Genomic DNA, 16454 nt, shown 5'->3' with positions numbered 1-16454 from the left:
CCGGCACCGATGAGACTGGCGGCAAGCCAGCACAGGAATTGCTTATGTTCGAGATGAAATCAGCCAGCTTCACGGTCAATGACCGCACGCTGCTGCACCCCACCGACCTGCGTTTCGAGCAGGGACAGGTCTATGGCCTCATCGGCCACAATGGGTCGGGCAAATCGACCCTGCTCAAGCTACTGGCACGCCAGCAACCCCTCAGTGACGGCGAGATCCTGTTCGATGGCAAGCCGCTGCCCGACTGGGGCAATCGGGAGTTTGCCCGTCAGGTGGCCTATCTGCCCCAGCATTTGCCGAGCGCCGAGAATCTGCTCGGGAGGGAGCTGGTGGAGATGGGCCGCTACCCCTGGCGCGGCCTGCTGGGCCGGATGGGGGCGGAGGATCACCGTCAGGTCGATCGGGCCATCGCCCTTACCCATACCGAACGCTTTGCCGATCGGCTGGTGGATACCCTCTCCGGCGGCGAGCGGGGGCGGGTCTGGCTGGCGATGCTGCTGGCCCAGGAGAGCCGCTTTATCCTGCTGGACGAGCCGCTGGCCGCGCTGGATGTGGCCCATCAGGTGGAGGTGCTGACGCTCGTCAAGCAGTTGAGCCGTCAGCTCAACCTTGGGGTCATCATCGTCATTCACGACATCAATATGGCCTCCCGCTTCTGTGATCGGCTGGTGGCGCTCCACTCCGGCCGCCTGCTCACCCACGGTGAACCGGAGGGGCTCATGACCAGCGAGACCCTGCATGCTATCTATGGCATTCCGATGGAGGTCATTCGCCACCCGGCTCATGCTCATCCCATCGCCATCGTCTGACCGGGGGCATCCTTGAACCTTTTATTGAAGAAGATGGCTCCCTGCCTTATCAGCCTGTTGTTACCACTTGTGGCGCAGGCTGACACATCCTCGATCGCTTCTGCGCCGCTACCCCGTATCGCCACCGTCGACTGGACCATAGCCGAAACCCTGCTGGCGCTCGGGGTGACGCCGCTGGCGGTGGGGGATGCTGGCCCCTATCAGGCATGGGTCGGCGAGCCACGGCTGCCCGCCGGGGTGGTGGATATCGGCCTGCGCACCCAGCCCAACCGTGAGCTGCTGGCGGAGCTCAAACCCGATCGCATCCTCATCTCGCCGCTGGCGGCCCCGCTGGCGCCAACTCTTTCCCGCATTGCACCGGTGAGCACCATCGCCCTCTATGATGGGCAAACCGATCTGTGGCAGCGGCTGCACGAGGTGACCCTGACCCTCGCCCGTATGGTGGGCAAAACCGCCGAGGGCGAACGGCTGCTGGCCGGGCTGGATCGGGATCTCGCCAGTATGCAGGCCGGATTGCCTGCGGAGCTGCCGCCCCTGCTGGTGGTGCAGTTTATCGATGAGCGCCATGTGCGGGTGTTTGGTCGCCACAGCCTGTTCGATGCGGTGATGACGCGGCTCGGGCTGCGTAATGGCTGGCAGGAGCAGACCAATGACTGGGGTTTCTCGGTGGTTAGCATCGAGCAGTTCATGACCTTGCCAACCGCGCGGCTGGTGGTGGTCGATCCCATTCCGGTCGGGGTGAGCGAACGGCTGCAGGAGCCTGGGCTGTGGCAGCATCTGCCGCTGGTACGCCAAGCCCCCGTGCTGCATCTGCCTGCGGTCTGGAGTTTTGGTGGCGTATTGGCCGCCCGCCGTTTCGCCGGTCAGCTCAGCGATGCATTGTTGCAAGATGCCGAGCGTATGGAGGCGAGCCGATGAAGCGACTGCTCACATCGCCGCTGCTGCGGCCGGTCTCGATCCTGCTGGGATTGACCCTCTTGCTCGCGTATTGGGAGCTGGCTCGCCAGCTGCCCGGTGCGCTCTGGTGGCAGAGCCTGTTCGCCCCCAATCTGAATGACGTTAGCCAAGCAGTGGTGCATTTCAGCTGGCTGCCCCGCTTGGCTGTCACCCTGCTGGCCGGGGCGGCGCTCGGGCTGGCGGGCACCCTGATGCAGCAGGTGCTGCGCAACCCGCTCGCGTCACCGACCACCTTGGGGGTGGCCTCCGGTGCCCAACTGGCGTTGATGATGGTGACCCTGTTTGCCCCCTCCTGGTTGCTGCTGGGGCGGGAGTGGATCGCCATGGCCGGTGGCAGCCTCGCGATGGCACTGGTGTTTGCCCTGGCCTGGCGTCGCCAGCTCAATCCGGTGGTCATCGTCTTTGCCGGGCTGGTGATCAACCTCTATCTGGCGGCCATCAGCATGGGGCTCTTGCTGTTCTTTCAGGAGGAGCTGAAAGGCTTGCTGGTGTGGGGCAGTGGCTCGCTAGTGCAGAACAGCTGGAGCGGGGTGAGTTACCTGTTGCCCCGCTTGCTGGCAGCTGCTGCGTTGGCCGCGGTACTGGTACGCCCGCTGGCAGTGCTGGAGCTGGATGATGCCAGCGCCCGCAGTCTGGGGGTCTCCCTGCAGCATCTGCGTTTTGCCGGACTGGGGCTGGCGGTGTTTGTCACCGCTTGCGTGGTGAGCGTGGTGGGGCTGATCGGCTTTATCGGGCTGGCGGCGCCAGCCATGGTGCGGCTGCTCGGGATCCGCCAGCTTGGCCAGCGGCTGTTGTGGGCACCGATCCTCGGCGCCCTGCTGCTGGCGGCGACCGATTTGCTGCTGCAGAGCCTGAGCCGCTTCTGGCCGGTGCTGATCCCCACCGGCGCCATGACTGCCCTGCTGGGCGCACCGTTGCTGCTCTGGCTGATCCCGCGCCTTGGCATCAAGTCGGGTACGCCGAAGGCAAACGCCGGCCTGCTGGTGGCCCGCCACCCGGCGCCGGCTCGCCTTGTCGGCCTGTTGCTGGTCGGGCTGCTGTTGGCCATGGTCGCCTCCCTGCTGGTTGGACAGGGGATGACGGGCTGGAGCTGGCCAAGCTGGCTCCGCTGGCAGGCCCAACTGGAGTGGCGGTTGCCGCGCACTCTGGCGGCGGGGGCGGCTGGTGTGCTGCTGGCGCTGGCGGGCACCCTGTTGCAGCGGGTCAGCAACAATCCTATGGCGAGCCCGGAGCTGCTGGGGGTGAGCGGCGGCACCTTTATGGGGGTGATTACCACAGCGCTGCTGCTGCCCGCGTTGCCCCTGCCGCTGATGCTGGCCGGTGGTTTGCTCGGTGCCTTCGGCTGCCTGTTGCTGCTGGTGGTAGTCAATCGCAAGCACGGCTTCCAGCCGGAGCGGATCCTGCTCTCCGGCATCGCCATCACGGCACTGTTTGAGCCGCTGCAGGCTATCGCGCTGGCCAACGGCGACATGCGGGTGCAGCAACTGCTCTCCTGGATGTCCGGCTCCACCTACTACGTCACCTTGCCGGTGGCCTATGGGCTGGTGGGGCTGGCGCTGTTGATGCTGGTCGCCTGCCTGCTGGTGAGCCGCTGGCTCGATCTGCTGCCGATGGGAGCTGCGATGGCGACCGCGCTGGGCATTCGCCTCAACCGTGCCCAGCTCGCCATCCTGCTGCTGGTGGCCGTGCTCACCGCCAGTGCCACCCTGGTGGTCGGGCCGCTCTCGTTCGTCGGTCTGTTGGCGCCACATATGGCCAAGCTGATGGGGTTGGTGCGGGCACGCTGGCACCTGCTTGGGGCCGCCGCTTCCGGTGCCCTGTTGATGGTGTCGGCTGACTGGGTCGGCCAGCAGGTCCTCTTCCCGCAGGAGGTGCCGGTCGGACTGGTCTCCACCCTGTTAGGGGGCGCTTACTTCATGTGGTGCCTGCGCCGCCTCTAGGTTTTCGGACAAAAAACGCACAACAAAAAGCCCGGGATGAACCCGGGCTTTTTGTTGTCTGCTGTGCGGAGAGTTACTTGCCGATGCAGAAGCTGGAGAAGATGCGGCCCAGCAGATCGTCTGAGCTGAATTCGCCGGTGATCTCGGAGAGGGACTCCTGCGCCAGGCGCAACTCTTCAGCCACCAGCTCGCCGGCCACGAACACTTCCAGCTGCTCCTTGGCCACCAGCAGGCGCTCGGCGGCACGCTCCAGCGCATCCAGATGGCGGCGGCGGGCCATAAAGCCCCCTTCGGTGTTGCCCTGGAAGCCCATGCAGGCTTTCAGGTGCTCGCGCAGGGCAGGCAGCCCCAGCTCGGTCTTGGCTGAGATGCGGTAGACGGCGTGGCCTTGCTCCTGGCTCGGTGCCAGATCCTCGCCGGTCAGGTCGGCCTTGTTGCGAATGACGGTGAGGCCGATGTTTTTTGGCAACCGATCAACAAATTCCGGCCAAATTTCCCGCGGGTCGACCGCGTCTGTGGTGGTGCCATCCACCATAAACAGCACCCGATCGGCCTGTTCAATCTCGGCCCAGGCGCGTTCGATACCGATCTGTTCCACCTTATCCTGGGTGTCGCGCAGACCGGCGGTATCGATGATGTGCAGCGGCATGCCATCGAGATGGATGTGTTCGCGTAGCACGTCGCGGGTGGTACCGGCAATCTCGGTGACGATGGCTGACTCGCGCCCAGCCAAGGCGTTGAGCAGGCTCGATTTGCCGGCGTTGGGACGACCGGCGATCACCACCTTCATCCCTTCCCGCAGCAGGGCGCCCTGTTTGGCTTCCCCGCGCACGTCGTCCAGTTCGGACATGATGGCGTAGAGGTCGCCCGCCACCTTGCCATCGGAGAGGAAGTCGATCTCCTCGTCCGGGAAGTCGATGGCCGCTTCCACATAGATGCGCAGCCGGATCAGGCTCTCCACCAGTTGCTGAATTTTGCTGGAGAACTGCCCCTGCAGGGAGTGCATGGCGCTGCGGGCGGCCTGCTCGCTGGATGCTTCGATCAGATCGGCGATGGCTTCGGCCTGGGCCAGATCCAGCTTGTCGTTGATGAAGGCGCGCTCGCTGAACTCGCCGGGGCGGGCAGGGCGGATGCCATCAATTTTCAGAATGCGGCGGATCAGCATGTCCATGATGACGGGGCCGCCGTGGCCCTGCAGCTCCAGCACATCCTCGCCGGTGAAGCTGTTGGGGGCTTTGAACAGCAGGGCGATGCCCTGATCCAGTACCTGGCCTTGCTCATCCTTGAACGGCAGATATTCGGCGTAGCGCACCCGCGGGAGCTTGCCGAGCACTATCCCGGCGACCTGTTCGGCGGCGGGGCCGGAGACCCGGACTATGCCGACGCCACCACGGCCTGGCGCGGTGGCCTGGGCCACGATCGTATCTGTTGTCATCTTGCTTGGCTCGTTTGTTCGCTGATAGGAAAACGTAGTGGGAGACATTGTAATAAAAAAGGCGGCCCGAAGGCCGCCTCTTTTGTCATCACGGGAAGATTAGCTGCGTGAATGCAGTCCTTTCTTCTCCAGCTGACGATAGATGATGGTCTGCTGGATGATGGAGATGACGTTGCTCACCAGCCAGTAGAGAGTCAGGCCAGCCGGGAACCAGAGGAACATGAAAGTGAAGATGATCGGCATGAACTGCATCACTTTCTGCTGCATCGGGTCGGTTACGGTGGTCGGGCTCATCTTCTGCAGATACCACATGGAGGCACCCATGAGGATTGGCAGCACGAAGAAGGGGTCCTTCACTGACAGGTCAGTGATCCACAGGGCAAACGGCGCGTGACGCAGTTCAACAGACTCCATCAGTGCCCAGTAGAGGGCGATGAAGATCGGCATCTGAACCAGGATCGGCAGGCAGCCACCCAGCGGGTTGACCTTCTCCTTCTTGTACAGCTCCATCATGCCCTGAGACATCTTCTGGCGGTCATCGCCGAAGCGCTCGCGCAGGGCCGCAATCTTGGGTTGCAGCATGCGCATCTTGGCCATGGAGGTGTACTGGGCCTTGGTCAGCGGGAACATGATGCCGCGCACCAGCAGGGTCAGCATGATGATGGCCAGACCCCAGTTCTGGACGAAACCGTGGAACACGGTCAGCAGCCAGTGCAGCGGTTGGGCGATGAACCACAGCCAGCCGTAGTCGACGGTCAGGTCGAGGTGGTTAGCCACCTTGGCCATCTGGTCTTGCAGTTTGGGGCCAACCCACAGTTTGCTGGTCACTTCGGCCTGTTGACCGGCAGCCACGTCAACCATCGGCGCCTTGTAACCGATGATGGCCTGGCCTTTACCCGGGATCACGCGGCTGTAGAAGCTGTTGGTATCGTCGGCATTCGGAGCCCAGGCAGAGACGAAGTAGTGTTGCAGCATGGCGACCCAACCACCCTTGGTGGTCTTGTTCAGGTCGGCATCCTTCATCTCGTCGAAGGTGTACTTCTTGTAGCGGGTATCTTCAGTGGAGAAGGCACCACCACGGTAAGCGCTGGCTACCATGGCATGACCTTCCTGATCCTTCGGCGTTGCTACGGTCTGCTTCAGCTGACCATAGAACTGCACCTGAACCGGCTCGGCAGATTTGTTGTCGATCTTGTAATCAACGCCAACGGCATAGTCGCCACGCTTGAGGATGAACTCCTTGGTGAAGACCACGCCCTTGCTGTCGGTCCAGGTCATCGGAACGACGACTTGATCCTGACCATCGGCCAGCTGATAGCTGGTCTGGGCGGCTTCATAGGTAGGACGACCTTCGGCCTGACTGTCCGGACCGTTGCGACCCACCAGACCGCTCTGGGCGATATAGAGGTGCTCAGGCTTGCTGGTCAGCAGCACGAACGGTTGGTCCTTGCCCTCTTCCAGTTTGTGAGACAGCAGTTCGGCAGAGACGATGTCACCACCCTGGGTGTCCAGGGTCAGCTTGAGCACGTCAGAGGAGACGGTGATCAGCTTGCGTGCGGCAGTCGCGTTGGCTTGCTCGGAAACCTGAGGAATATCACCGGTCTGACCGGCTTCAGGTACGAAATGTTCGGTTTGGGCCACGGTAGTCGGGGCCGGCTTCGGAGCCTTGTCGGACTCCCACTGTTGCCAGAGCAGAAAGCTCACGAACAGCAAACCGATCAGGAGTAGATTGCGTTGTGATTCCATAGTTTTCAGTTTCTTCGCTTTGGTTGCGGAACCGGGTCATAACCACCCTCGGATAAGGGATGGCATTTTAATAGACGTTTGCTGGCTAACCAAACGCCTTTTATGAAACCGTGAAGTCGGATGGCTTCTATCGCAAATTGGGAACAAGTTGGAGTAAAACGGCAGCGCGGCCCGAGCAGAGGGCTAATGATTAGCTGATACAGGCGTATCAGTTTGATAGCTACCCATTGCAACGGCGTGACAGGGTGCGCCATAGCTTTTCCAGTAACTTGAACAGTTCCTCGTTATCCATCTCTTTCACACCGGCCTTGGCGATCACCACGATGTCGATAGCGGGCAGCTGATGTTGTTTGAGGCGGAAACTTTCCCGAACCACCCGTTTGACACGGTTACGCCAGACGGCACGCTTGAGTGCTTTTTTGGGCACAGCGAGACCAAGACGAGGGTGTTCGAGCGAATTGGGAGAAGCGAGAAGGGTAATCTGCGGAGAGGCGGCCCGGACAGGCTCGGCGAAAACGCGTTTGAAGTGTTCGGGAGTTAACAGACGTAACTCCCGAGAGAAGGTGTGCTGGGTAGGCATTAGACTACCAGGCGGGCACGACCCTTGGCACGACGAGCGGCCAGAACTTTACGACCGTTGGCAGTTGCCATGCGGGCGCGGAAACCGTGAGAGCGCTTGCGCTTCAGGTTGGACGGTTGAAAAGTACGTTTCATGATTCGATTCCGTATTTCTGTACAGTTTTGATTGTCACACTTAGCCGACGCGCCAGCTATAGCGTGTGACGACTAGCAAAAGAGGCCGAATTCTAAACAGAGTTCGGCTTTTAGTCAATCCGCCGTTCCCTCTCATCCTGCCGTGGTCTTGAAAAGGCCACTGCCGAGCGTGAGGATCCAGAGGATCAAGGGCTCCGGATTATACTGGCAACCCGGGGTTAAACAAGGGATCCCTCAATAAAAAAGGCGGTCAGGCCGCCAAAGAGAGAGCTATTTAAGGACTTTCCGCAAGAACTCCCGGGTACGGGGATCCTTGGGATCGACCAATATCTGATCCGGCGGGCCTTGCTCGACGATCCGCCCTCCTTCCATAAAGATCACCCGATCGGCAACATCACGAGCAAATTCAATCTCATGAGTCACCACCACCATGGTCTGGTGCTGGCGGGCCAACTCTTTCATTAGTCCCAAAACCTCGTCGACCCACTCGGGATCGAGGGCCGAGGTGGGCTCGTCAAAAAGGATCACCTTGGAGTGGGCCGCCATGGCGCGGCCAATGCCGACCCGTTGCTGCTGGCCGCCGGAGAGAGAGGCCGGATAGGCATCCTGCTTGTCGGCGAGGCCAATGTCCTTGAGGATGCCGAGCGCTGTGGCGCGGGCCTCCGCTTTTGGCTGCTTCCAGACGGTGATCAGCCCTTCGGCGATGTTGTCGAGCGCCGTTTTGTTGGCAAAAAGGGCGTAGTTCTGGAACACGAAGGAGGCCCGCTTGCGCAGCTCGATCGCCTGCTGTTCGCTGGCCTTGGCCAGATTGAGCTCGAGATCGTCGATGGCAAGGGTGCCCGCATCCGGGGTCTCCAGCAGGTTCAGGCAGCGCAACAGGGTTGACTTGCCGGTGCCTGAGGGGCCGATGATGACGACAATTTCCCCCTTTTTGACCTCCAGATCGATGCCGTTGAGCACCTGATTGCCGTGATATGCCTTGGAGAGGCCGGTTAGCTTGATCATGAGAGCCCTCCTTTAATAGGCACGGTTGAGACGGACTTCCAGCAGATGCTGCAAGCGGGTAAAGAAGATCACCACCACCCAGTAGATCAGCGCCACCGCCATAAAGCTCTCGAAGAATTTGAAGGAGGAGGAGGCTTCCATTTGCGCCTTGCCCATTATCTCGGCCACTCCCAGGGTGAAGGCCAGCGAGGTGCTCTTGATCATGTCGATGAAGTAGTTCATCAGCGACGGGGTGGCGATACGGGCCGCCTGCGGCAGGATGATCCGCTGCATCGCCTGATAACGGCTCATGCCGATACTGAGCGCCGCTTCCATCTGGCTTTTGTGAATGCCGAGGATGGCTGCGCGGATCGACTCGGCCATGTAGGCGGCGAAGTGCAGGGTCAGACCGACGATGGCGGCGGTAAAGGCATCCATTCCCACGAAGATCGGGAACAGTTGCGGCAGTCCGTAGTAGAGCAGGAACAGCTGAACGAGTAGCGGTGTACCCCGAAAGAATGAGATATAGAGCATCGCCAGCCAGTGAATCGCGGGGACGCGAAACACCCGTACTATCGCCAGGGCCAGCGAGAGTACGAGTGCCAGCACGAATCCCCATAGGGCCATTTCCATCGTGGTGCCCAGATATTTGAGCAGGATGGGAAACAGCCCCAGCGTGTATTCGAGGTCAAATTCCATCATTTATTTGTCGGTGATGTCGGAAGCGAACCATTTCTCGGAGATCTGACGCAGGGAGCCATCCTTGCGCATGGCGGTCAGGGCCTCATCGACCTTCTTCAGCAGCGCCTGTTTCTCCGGGGTCTTCAGGAAGGGCAGGGCGTTCTCGATAGTCTCGAACGGTGCGCCAGCCTGTTGCAGCGGCAGCTTGGACTCTTTGATCAGCTGGGCGGTGGAGACGCGGTCCATCACGAAGGCATCGATGCGACCCAGGGCGACATCCTGCTCGAAGGCGGAGTCATAGGTGCGGATATCGATCTTCTTGTTCGGGTCATTCTTGCGCAGCAGCTCTTCAAAGTTGGAACCCAGGTTCACGGCAACGCTCTTGCCTTCTAGATCCTTGATACCGTGGATGGTGCTGTTGCCCTTGCGGACCACAATCTGGGCGCCATCATAGACGTAGGGCTGGGAGAAGTCGTACTTCGCCTTGCGCTCGTCGGTGATGGTGATCTGGTTGGAGATGGTATCGATGCGGCCGGTTTCCAGCATGCCGAACAGGCCGGAGAAGCTGGCGGTCACGAATTCGACCTTGTAGCCGGTACGCTCGCCGATCTGGTTCCACATATCCACTTCAAAGCCTTGTAGCTTGTCCTGCTTGACGAAGGTGAACGGGAAATATTTGCCAGACATGCCGACCTTGATGGTCTCCTGGGCGATGGCCTGACCGGACAGGGTGGCGAGCAGGATGGCTGCGCCGGAAATCAGTTTGATGGATGTTTTCATGGTGTTTCTCTCTCTCAATGTCTTGTATTTGTAGTTGTAATAACTGGTTTGGCCCTGATGTTATTGGAATAAAATTTAAAAAATAAATGACATTTGGTTATATGAAATAACAGGAGAGAAGCACGGGATCGACCAATCCGGACGGTGGATCAAGCTGTGGGTAACTTTGGGGATGAAATCCGATCCAAAGGCGCTGGATCCTTGAAAGTCAAGGATCTTATTTGCTGGATCCACCGGGCGATGGCTGGAGATCCGGCGGCTAAAAACGTAGAATAGCCGGTCTTTAGTTAATCAATCGACAGGAGTTTAGAGTGACTGCTTCGCTATGGCAGCAGTGCCTTAACCGGCTGCAAGATGAGTTGCCCTCGGCAGAATTCAGCATGTGGATCCGGCCGCTTCAAGCGGAGTTGAGTGACAATACTCTGACCCTGTATGCACCGAATCGCTTTGTTCTGGACTGGGTACGAGACAAGTATCTCATCCGGGTTAACGGCATCATCAACGAACTCTGCGGGGTCGACGGCCCCGCCCTGCGTTTTGATATAGGCAATCGTCCCCATCCTGTTGCTGTCGCCAGAGCGCCGGTACAGGGTGCCGCGCCTGTGAATAACTTGCAGAAGAGCTGGGAAAGCAAGGCTGAAGCCAAGCCCGAGCCGAACCACAAGAGCAACACCAACGTGAACTATACCTTCGAGAATTTCGTCGAGGGTAAGTCCAACCAGTTGGCGCGTGCGGCTGCCCGTCAGGTAGCGGACAATCCGGGTGGTGCTTACAACCCGCTGTTCCTCTATGGCGGCACCGGCTTGGGTAAAACCCACCTGCTGCACGCCGTTGGCAATGCCATCAAGGAGAGTAAAAAAGATGCGAAAGTCATCTATATGCACTCCGAGCGGTTTGTTCAGGACATGGTGAAAGCGCTGCAAAATAACGCCATTGAAGAGTTCAAGCGTTACTACCGCAGCGTCGATGCCCTGCTCATCGATGACATCCAGTTTTTCGCCAACAAGGAGCGCTCCCAGGAGGAGTTCTTCCATACCTTCAATGCCTTGCTGGAAGGTAACCAGCAGATCATCCTGACCTCGGATCGCTATCCGAAGGAGATCAACGGTGTCGAGGATCGCCTCAAGTCCCGCTTCGGCTGGGGCCTGACCGTGGCGATCGAACCGCCGGAGCTGGAGACCCGCGTCGCGATCCTGATGCGCAAGGCAGACGAGAACCAGATCCATCTGCCGGACGAAGTGGCCTTCTTCATTGCCAAACGTCTGCGATCCAACGTCCGTGAACTGGAAGGCGCCCTCAACCGGGTGATCGCCAACGCCAACTTCACCGGCCGTGCCATCAACATCGATTTCGTGCGCGAAGCGCTGCGCGACCTGTTGGCACTGCAGGAGAAGCTGGTCACCATCGACAATATCCAGAAGACGGTGGCGGAGTACTACAAGATCAAGCTGGCGGATCTGCTCTCCAAGCGTCGTTCCCGCTCCGTTGCCCGTCCGCGCCAACTGGCGATGGCACTGGCCAAGGAGTTGACCAACCACAGTTTGCCGGAGATAGGTGATGCCTTTGGTGGCCGTGACCACACTACCGTTCTTCATGCCTGCCGCAAGATCGAGCAGCTGAAGGAGGAGAGTCACGACATCAAGGAGGACTATTCCAACCTGATCCGTACCCTTTCTTCCTGATAACGGAATCGAGTGGACAGATGCAGCGCGAATATTCCAACCTGATCCGAATCTTTTCCTCCTAATCACAACGGAGAGCACAGATGCAGCTCGAAATTAGCCGTGAGGCCCTGTTACGTCCTCTGCAACTGGTGTCCGGCGCCCTCGGTGGCCGACCGACCCTGCCGATCCTCGGCAACGTGCTGCTTGATGTCAGCAACGGTCTGTTGTCACTGACCGGTACCGATCTCGAAGTAGAGATGATCGGTCAGGTCTATCTGAACGGGGCCAGCGAAGATGGCCGCACCACAGTACCGGCGCGCAAGCTGCTGGATATCTGCCGTGGTCTGCCGGAAGGCGCCGAGATCCGTCTCAATACCGAAGGGGAGCGCCTGATCATCCGGTCCGGTCGCTCCCGCTTCAACCTCTCGACCCTGCCGGCGACCGAGTATCCGAACATCGAAGATTGGGAATCCGTGCTCGAGTTCGATATCAGCCAGCTGGAGCTGAAGAAGCTGATCGATGCGACCCAGTTCTCCATGGCCAGCCAGGATGTGCGTTACTACCTGAACGGCATGCTGTTCGAGAGTGAAGGTCACGGTCTGCGTACCGTGGCGACCGACGGTCACCGTCTTGCTACCTGCCGCCGCGAGGTAGTCGGGGAATCGCTGCCCGATCATCAGGTTATCCTGCCGCGCAAAGGGGTACTGGAGCTGGTGCGTCTGCTGGAAGCAGAAGACAAGCCGGTGCGGCTGCAGATCGGCCGCAGCAACCTGCGTGCTGCCCTCGACGGCTTCATCTTCACCTCCAAGCTGGTGGATGGCCGCTTCCCGGATTGGCGCCGTGTCATTCCGCGCAACAGCGACAAGGCGCTGATCGCCGGCCGTGAGGATCTGCGTCAGGCGTTTGCCCGCGCCGCCATCCTCTCCAACGAGAAATTCCGTGGGGTGCGTCTCAATCTGCAGGAAAACCTGCTGCGCATCACCGCCAACAACCCGGAACAGGAAGAAGCCGAAGAGCTGCTTGACGTACAATATGCCGCTGGCGAGATGGAGATCGGCTTTAACGTCTCTTATGTGCTCGACGTGCTGAATACGTTAAAATGTGACCAAATTCGGATTAGCCTGAGCGATTCCATCAGCAGTGCCATTATTGAGGATTTTGAACATCAGGATGCTCAGTACGTGGTGATGCCGATGCGGATCTAGTCGTGTCCCTGGTCAAACTCCAGCTCAGCGACTTTCGCAATATCCAGCAAGCCAGTCTCAAGCTGTCGCCCGGCCTCAACATTTTGGTCGGGTGCAATGGCAGCGGCAAGACCAGCGTGCTGGAAGCCATTCACTACCTTGGTCTGGGGCGCTCCTTTCGCACTCATTTGACCGGGCGGGTCATCCGCCAGGGGGAGAGGGCCTTTACCCTGTTTGCCCAGTGCGAGCTGGAGGGGCGTCAGGTACCGATCGGTCTTGCCAAAGACAAGGGTGGCGAGACCCAGCTCAAGATTGCCGGGGCGCAGGCCCAGCGGCTTGCTGATTTGGCGGAGCTGTTGCCGGTGCAGTTGATCCATCCCGATGGTTTCAACTTGCTGACGGGCGGGCCTCAGGCTCGCCGCGCCTGGCTCGATTGGGGTGTCTTCCATCAGGAGCCGACCTTCTTTGCCCTGTGGGGACGAGTGCGGCGGCTGCTGAAACAGCGCAATGCGCTGTTGCGCCAGAGCACCCAATATCGCCAGCTGGCGTTCTGGGATCAGGAGTTGGTGCGGCTGGGGGGTGAGCTGGCCGAGTTTCGCGCCAGTTATTGTCAGGCCATTACGCCCCTGATCAAGGAGATGACGGCGGATTTTCTGCCGGAGTTCGATATCAGTCTCGGCTTTTACCGGGGCTGGGAGAAAGATACTCCCCTCGGCGATCTGCTGGAGGCGGGGTTTGAGCGGGATCGGGCGCTGGGCTATACCGGTGTCGGTCCACAAAAAGCCGATGTGCGCCTCAAGGCGAACGGGGTGCCCGCTCAGGATATTTTGTCCCGGGGTCAGCTGAAGTTACTGGTCTGCGCCATGCGACTGGCCCAAGGGCTCTATTTGAATCAACATAGCAGCCGTGGCTGTATTTTTTTAATTGACGATTTTGCCTCTGAACTGGATGTCGACAAGCGCCGCTTGCTGGCCGCAAGGCTGAAGCAGTGTGCGTCCCAGGTGTTTATCACCGCCATCGACACCGGTCAGCTCGCAGACATGATGGATGCGAATGACTGCAAGTTGTTCCACGTGGAACAGGGTAAAATCTCCGAAACGTTAGAGAAGGCAGAGAGTAAGCTATGAGTGAAAATACTTACGACTCCTCGAATATCAAGGTGCTGAAGGGCCTGGATGCGGTCCGCAAGCGCCCGGGGATGTATATCGGCGATACGGATGATGGCTCGGGTCTGCACCACATGGTGTTCGAGGTCGTTGATAACTCCATTGACGAGGCGCTCGCTGGCTACTGCTCCGATATTCTGGTCAAGATCCATTCCGACGGTTCTGTCTCTGTGCGTGACAATGGCCGGGGTATCCCGGTAGACATGCACGAGGAGGAGGGCCGCTCCGCCGCAGAGGTCATCATGACCGTGCTGCACGCTGGCGGTAAGTTTGATGACAACTCCTACAAGGTATCCGGCGGCCTGCATGGCGTGGGTGTCTCGGTAGTTAACGCCCTCTCTGACAAGCTGTTGCTGACTATTCGTCGTAACGGCCACGTCTACGAGCAGACCTATCATCTGGGTGAGCCGCAAGCGCCGCTCAAGCAGATTGGCGACAGCACCGGCACCGGTACCGAAGTTCGCTTCTGGCCGAGTCCGGCCATTTTCAGCGATACCCTGTTCCATTACGAGATCCTGGCCAAGCGCCTGCGCGAGCTCTCCTTCCTCAACTCCGGTGTCTCCATCCGTCTGCAAGACGAGCGTGATGGCCGCGAGGCGCATTTCTGCTACGAGGGTGGCATCAAGGCATTCGTTGAATACCTGAACCAGAACAAGACCCCGATCCACCCGAAGGTGTTCCATTTCACCACCGAGCAGGATGGTATCGGCGTGGAAGTGGCGATGCAGTGGAACGACGCCTATCAGGAAGGGGTCTACTGCTTCACCAACAACATCCCGCAGCGGGATGGTGGTACTCACCTCGTTGGTTTCCGTACCGCGCTGACCCGTACTCTGAACTCCTATATGGACAAAGAGGACTACAGCAAGAAGGCCAAGTCTGCCGCCAGTGGCGACGACGTGCGTGAAGGTCTGATTGCCGTTATCTCCGTGAAGGTGCCGGATCCCAAGTTCTCCTCCCAGACCAAGGACAAGCTGGTCTCTTCCGAAGTGAAGACCGCCGTTGAACAGGCGATGGGTGAGAAGCTGGCCGACTTCCTGCTGGAAAACCCGGGCGATGCCAAGATCGTGGTCAACAAGATCATCGATGCGGCCCGTGCCCGTGAAGCGGCCCGCAAAGCCCGCGAACTGACCCGCCGCAAAGGCGCGCTGGATATCGCCGGTCTGCCCGGCAAGCTGGCTGACTGTCAGGAAAAAGACCCGGCTCTTTCCGAACTCTACATAGTGGAAGGGGACTCTGCTGGCGGTTCCGCCAAGCAGGGTCGCAACCGGAAGAACCAGGCCATCCTGCCGCTCAAGGGCAAGATCTTGAACGTAGAGAAGGCCCGTTTCGACAAGATGATCTCCTCGCAAGAGGTGGGCACCCTGATCACCGCACTGGGTTGCGGTATCGGTCGCGACGAGTACAACCCGGACAAGCTGCGTTATCACAACATCATCATCATGACCGATGCGGACGTCGATGGTGCGCACATCCGAACTCTGCTGCTGACCTTCTTCTATCGTCAGATGCCGGAAATCATCGAACGTGGCTACGTCTACATCGCCCAGCCGCCGCTCTACAAGGTGAAGAAGGGCAAGCAGGAGCAGTATTTGAAAGACGAAGACGCGCTGCTGCAGTACCAGACCGCCATGGCGCTGGATGGTGCTACCCTGCACGTTAACGAGTCTGCCCCGGCCATCGGTGGCGAGGCACTGGAGCGTCTGGTCAACCAGCACCGCTCGGTGACTCACCTGATCACCCGCATGTCCCGCCGTGCGCCGGAAGCGGTACTGACCCAGTTGATCTATCAGCCGGAGTTGAACGAAGCGCTGCTGAACAGCGAGAGCGATCTGCTGGCCTGGTGTCAGGGTATGGAAGCCGTGCTCAACGAGAGCAACCACGGTATCCAGTACCAGATCCAGGTTCGTCGTGACGAAGAGCGCAGCCTGTACGTGCCGCACGCCGTGGTACGTCAGCACGGTGTCGACCGCGAATATCCGCTCAGCTACGACTTCCTGCAATCTGGTGAGTACCGTCAGCTGGTTTCGCTGGGCAAGGAGATCGCCAACCTGATCGAGGAAGGTGGTTTCATCAAGCGTGGCGAGAAGGTCAAGCCGGTTGCCAACTTCGTAGAAGCCGTTGAGTGGCTGATGGGCGAAGGCAAACGCGGCATCTACATCCAGCGCTATAAAGGGCTGGGTGAGATGAACCCGGACCAGTTGTGGGAAACCACCATGGATCCGGAAGCCCGCCGCATGCTGCGCGTCACCATCGACGACGCCGTCGGTGCCGACCAGCTCTTCTCCACCCTGATGGGTGATGCCGTTGAGCCCCGTCGTGACTTTATCGAGACCAACGCCCTGCGCGTAGCCAACCTCGACGTCTAATCGACGCAGTCAGACAGATAGTAAA

The 16454-nt window shown here is 59.7% G+C and carries 15 protein-coding genes; 7 read left to right on the top strand and 8 right to left on the bottom strand.

Translation table 11 applies throughout. The features are described 5' to 3' along the window. Positions 1-44 precede the first annotated feature (44 nt). The 3 genes from AB5Y83_RS04270 to fhuB are packed head-to-tail and all read left to right on the top strand — an operon-like array spanning position 45 to position 3706. A complete protein-coding gene (locus AB5Y83_RS04270; RefSeq protein WP_076494161.1) occupies positions 45-809 on the top strand; it encodes an ATP-binding cassette domain-containing protein in 765 nt (254 codons plus the stop codon). 33 nt (positions 810-842) lie between these two features. Continuing rightward, positions 843-1727, top strand: coding sequence for an ABC transporter substrate-binding protein (locus tag AB5Y83_RS04265; RefSeq protein ID WP_368174763.1), 885 nt, complete (start codon positions 843-845; stop codon positions 1725-1727). After that, a complete protein-coding gene (gene fhuB, locus AB5Y83_RS04260) occupies positions 1724-3706 on the top strand; it encodes a Fe(3+)-hydroxamate ABC transporter permease FhuB (RefSeq protein WP_368174755.1) in 1983 nt (660 codons plus the stop codon). The genes AB5Y83_RS04265 and fhuB overlap by 4 nt, the downstream gene beginning before the upstream one ends. A gap of 73 nt (positions 3707-3779) precedes the next feature. Here the strand turns inward: fhuB and mnmE are convergent, their stop codons facing one another. The 8 genes from mnmE to AB5Y83_RS04220 all read right to left on the bottom strand — a co-directional run bounded on the left by mnmE (position 3780) and on the right by AB5Y83_RS04220 (position 10046). After that, a complete protein-coding gene (gene mnmE / locus AB5Y83_RS04255) occupies positions 3780-5141 on the bottom strand; it encodes a tRNA uridine-5-carboxymethylaminomethyl(34) synthesis GTPase MnmE (RefSeq protein ID WP_019445516.1) in 1362 nt (453 codons plus the stop codon). 99 nt (positions 5142-5240) lie between these two features. Further along, positions 5241-6887 carry a membrane protein insertase YidC gene (yidC, locus tag AB5Y83_RS04250; protein ID WP_088868083.1) on the bottom strand — a complete coding sequence of 549 codons (1647 nt, stop codon included), beginning with the start codon at positions 6885-6887 and terminating at the stop codon, positions 5241-5243. Between the two features lie 5 nt (positions 6888-6892). Beyond that, positions 6893-7141 (bottom strand): membrane protein insertion efficiency factor YidD, encoded by a 249-nt coding sequence (gene yidD, locus AB5Y83_RS04245; protein WP_075116235.1) that lies wholly within the window; start codon positions 7139-7141, stop codon positions 6893-6895. Beyond that, positions 7108-7467: a ribonuclease P protein component gene (gene rnpA / locus AB5Y83_RS04240; RefSeq protein WP_005342318.1), complete on the bottom strand. Its 360-nt coding sequence runs from the start codon at positions 7465-7467 to the stop codon at positions 7108-7110. Before rnpA ends, yidD begins: the two co-directional genes overlap by 34 nt. Continuing rightward, positions 7467-7601: a 50S ribosomal protein L34 gene (gene rpmH / locus AB5Y83_RS04235; protein ID WP_005307156.1), complete on the bottom strand. Its 135-nt coding sequence runs from the start codon at positions 7599-7601 to the stop codon at positions 7467-7469. The genes rnpA and rpmH overlap by 1 nt, the downstream gene beginning before the upstream one ends. A gap of 270 nt (positions 7602-7871) precedes the next feature. Next, complete coding sequence (locus AB5Y83_RS04230; protein ID WP_005339311.1) at positions 7872-8606, bottom strand: amino acid ABC transporter ATP-binding protein; 735 nt, start codon at positions 8604-8606, stop codon at positions 7872-7874. 12 nt (positions 8607-8618) lie between these two features. Beyond that, positions 8619-9287: an amino acid ABC transporter permease gene (locus AB5Y83_RS04225; protein ID WP_019445518.1), complete on the bottom strand. Its 669-nt coding sequence runs from the start codon at positions 9285-9287 to the stop codon at positions 8619-8621. Beyond that, a complete protein-coding gene (locus tag AB5Y83_RS04220; RefSeq protein WP_019445519.1) occupies positions 9288-10046 on the bottom strand; it encodes an amino acid ABC transporter substrate-binding protein in 759 nt (252 codons plus the stop codon). A 311-nt stretch (positions 10047-10357) separates the two neighbouring features. Here AB5Y83_RS04220 and dnaA point away from each other — a divergent pair, with 311 nt between their 5' ends. From dnaA to gyrB, 4 genes are all read left to right on the top strand, one after another. Beyond that, a complete protein-coding gene (gene dnaA / locus AB5Y83_RS04215) occupies positions 10358-11728 on the top strand; it encodes a chromosomal replication initiator protein DnaA (RefSeq protein ID WP_005339307.1) in 1371 nt (456 codons plus the stop codon). Between the two features lie 83 nt (positions 11729-11811). Further along, positions 11812-12915: a DNA polymerase III subunit beta gene (gene dnaN / locus AB5Y83_RS04210; RefSeq protein ID WP_005339306.1), complete on the top strand. Its 1104-nt coding sequence runs from the start codon at positions 11812-11814 to the stop codon at positions 12913-12915. A 2-nt stretch (positions 12916-12917) separates the two neighbouring features. Further along, a complete protein-coding gene (gene recF, locus AB5Y83_RS04205; protein ID WP_120415973.1) occupies positions 12918-14021 on the top strand; it encodes a DNA replication/repair protein RecF in 1104 nt (367 codons plus the stop codon). Further along, positions 14018-16429 (top strand): DNA topoisomerase (ATP-hydrolyzing) subunit B, encoded by a 2412-nt coding sequence (gene gyrB, locus AB5Y83_RS04200; RefSeq protein WP_005357188.1) that lies wholly within the window; start codon positions 14018-14020, stop codon positions 16427-16429. The genes recF and gyrB overlap by 4 nt, the downstream gene beginning before the upstream one ends. Positions 16430-16454: the final 25 nt, after the last annotated feature.

This window comes from Aeromonas sp. R5-4, assembly GCF_040908215.1.
Lineage (GTDB): Bacteria > Pseudomonadota > Gammaproteobacteria > Enterobacterales > Aeromonadaceae > Aeromonas > Aeromonas veronii.
The sequence above is the reverse complement of the archived record's forward strand: the minus strand, read 5'-3'. Positions and strand labels throughout refer to the sequence as shown.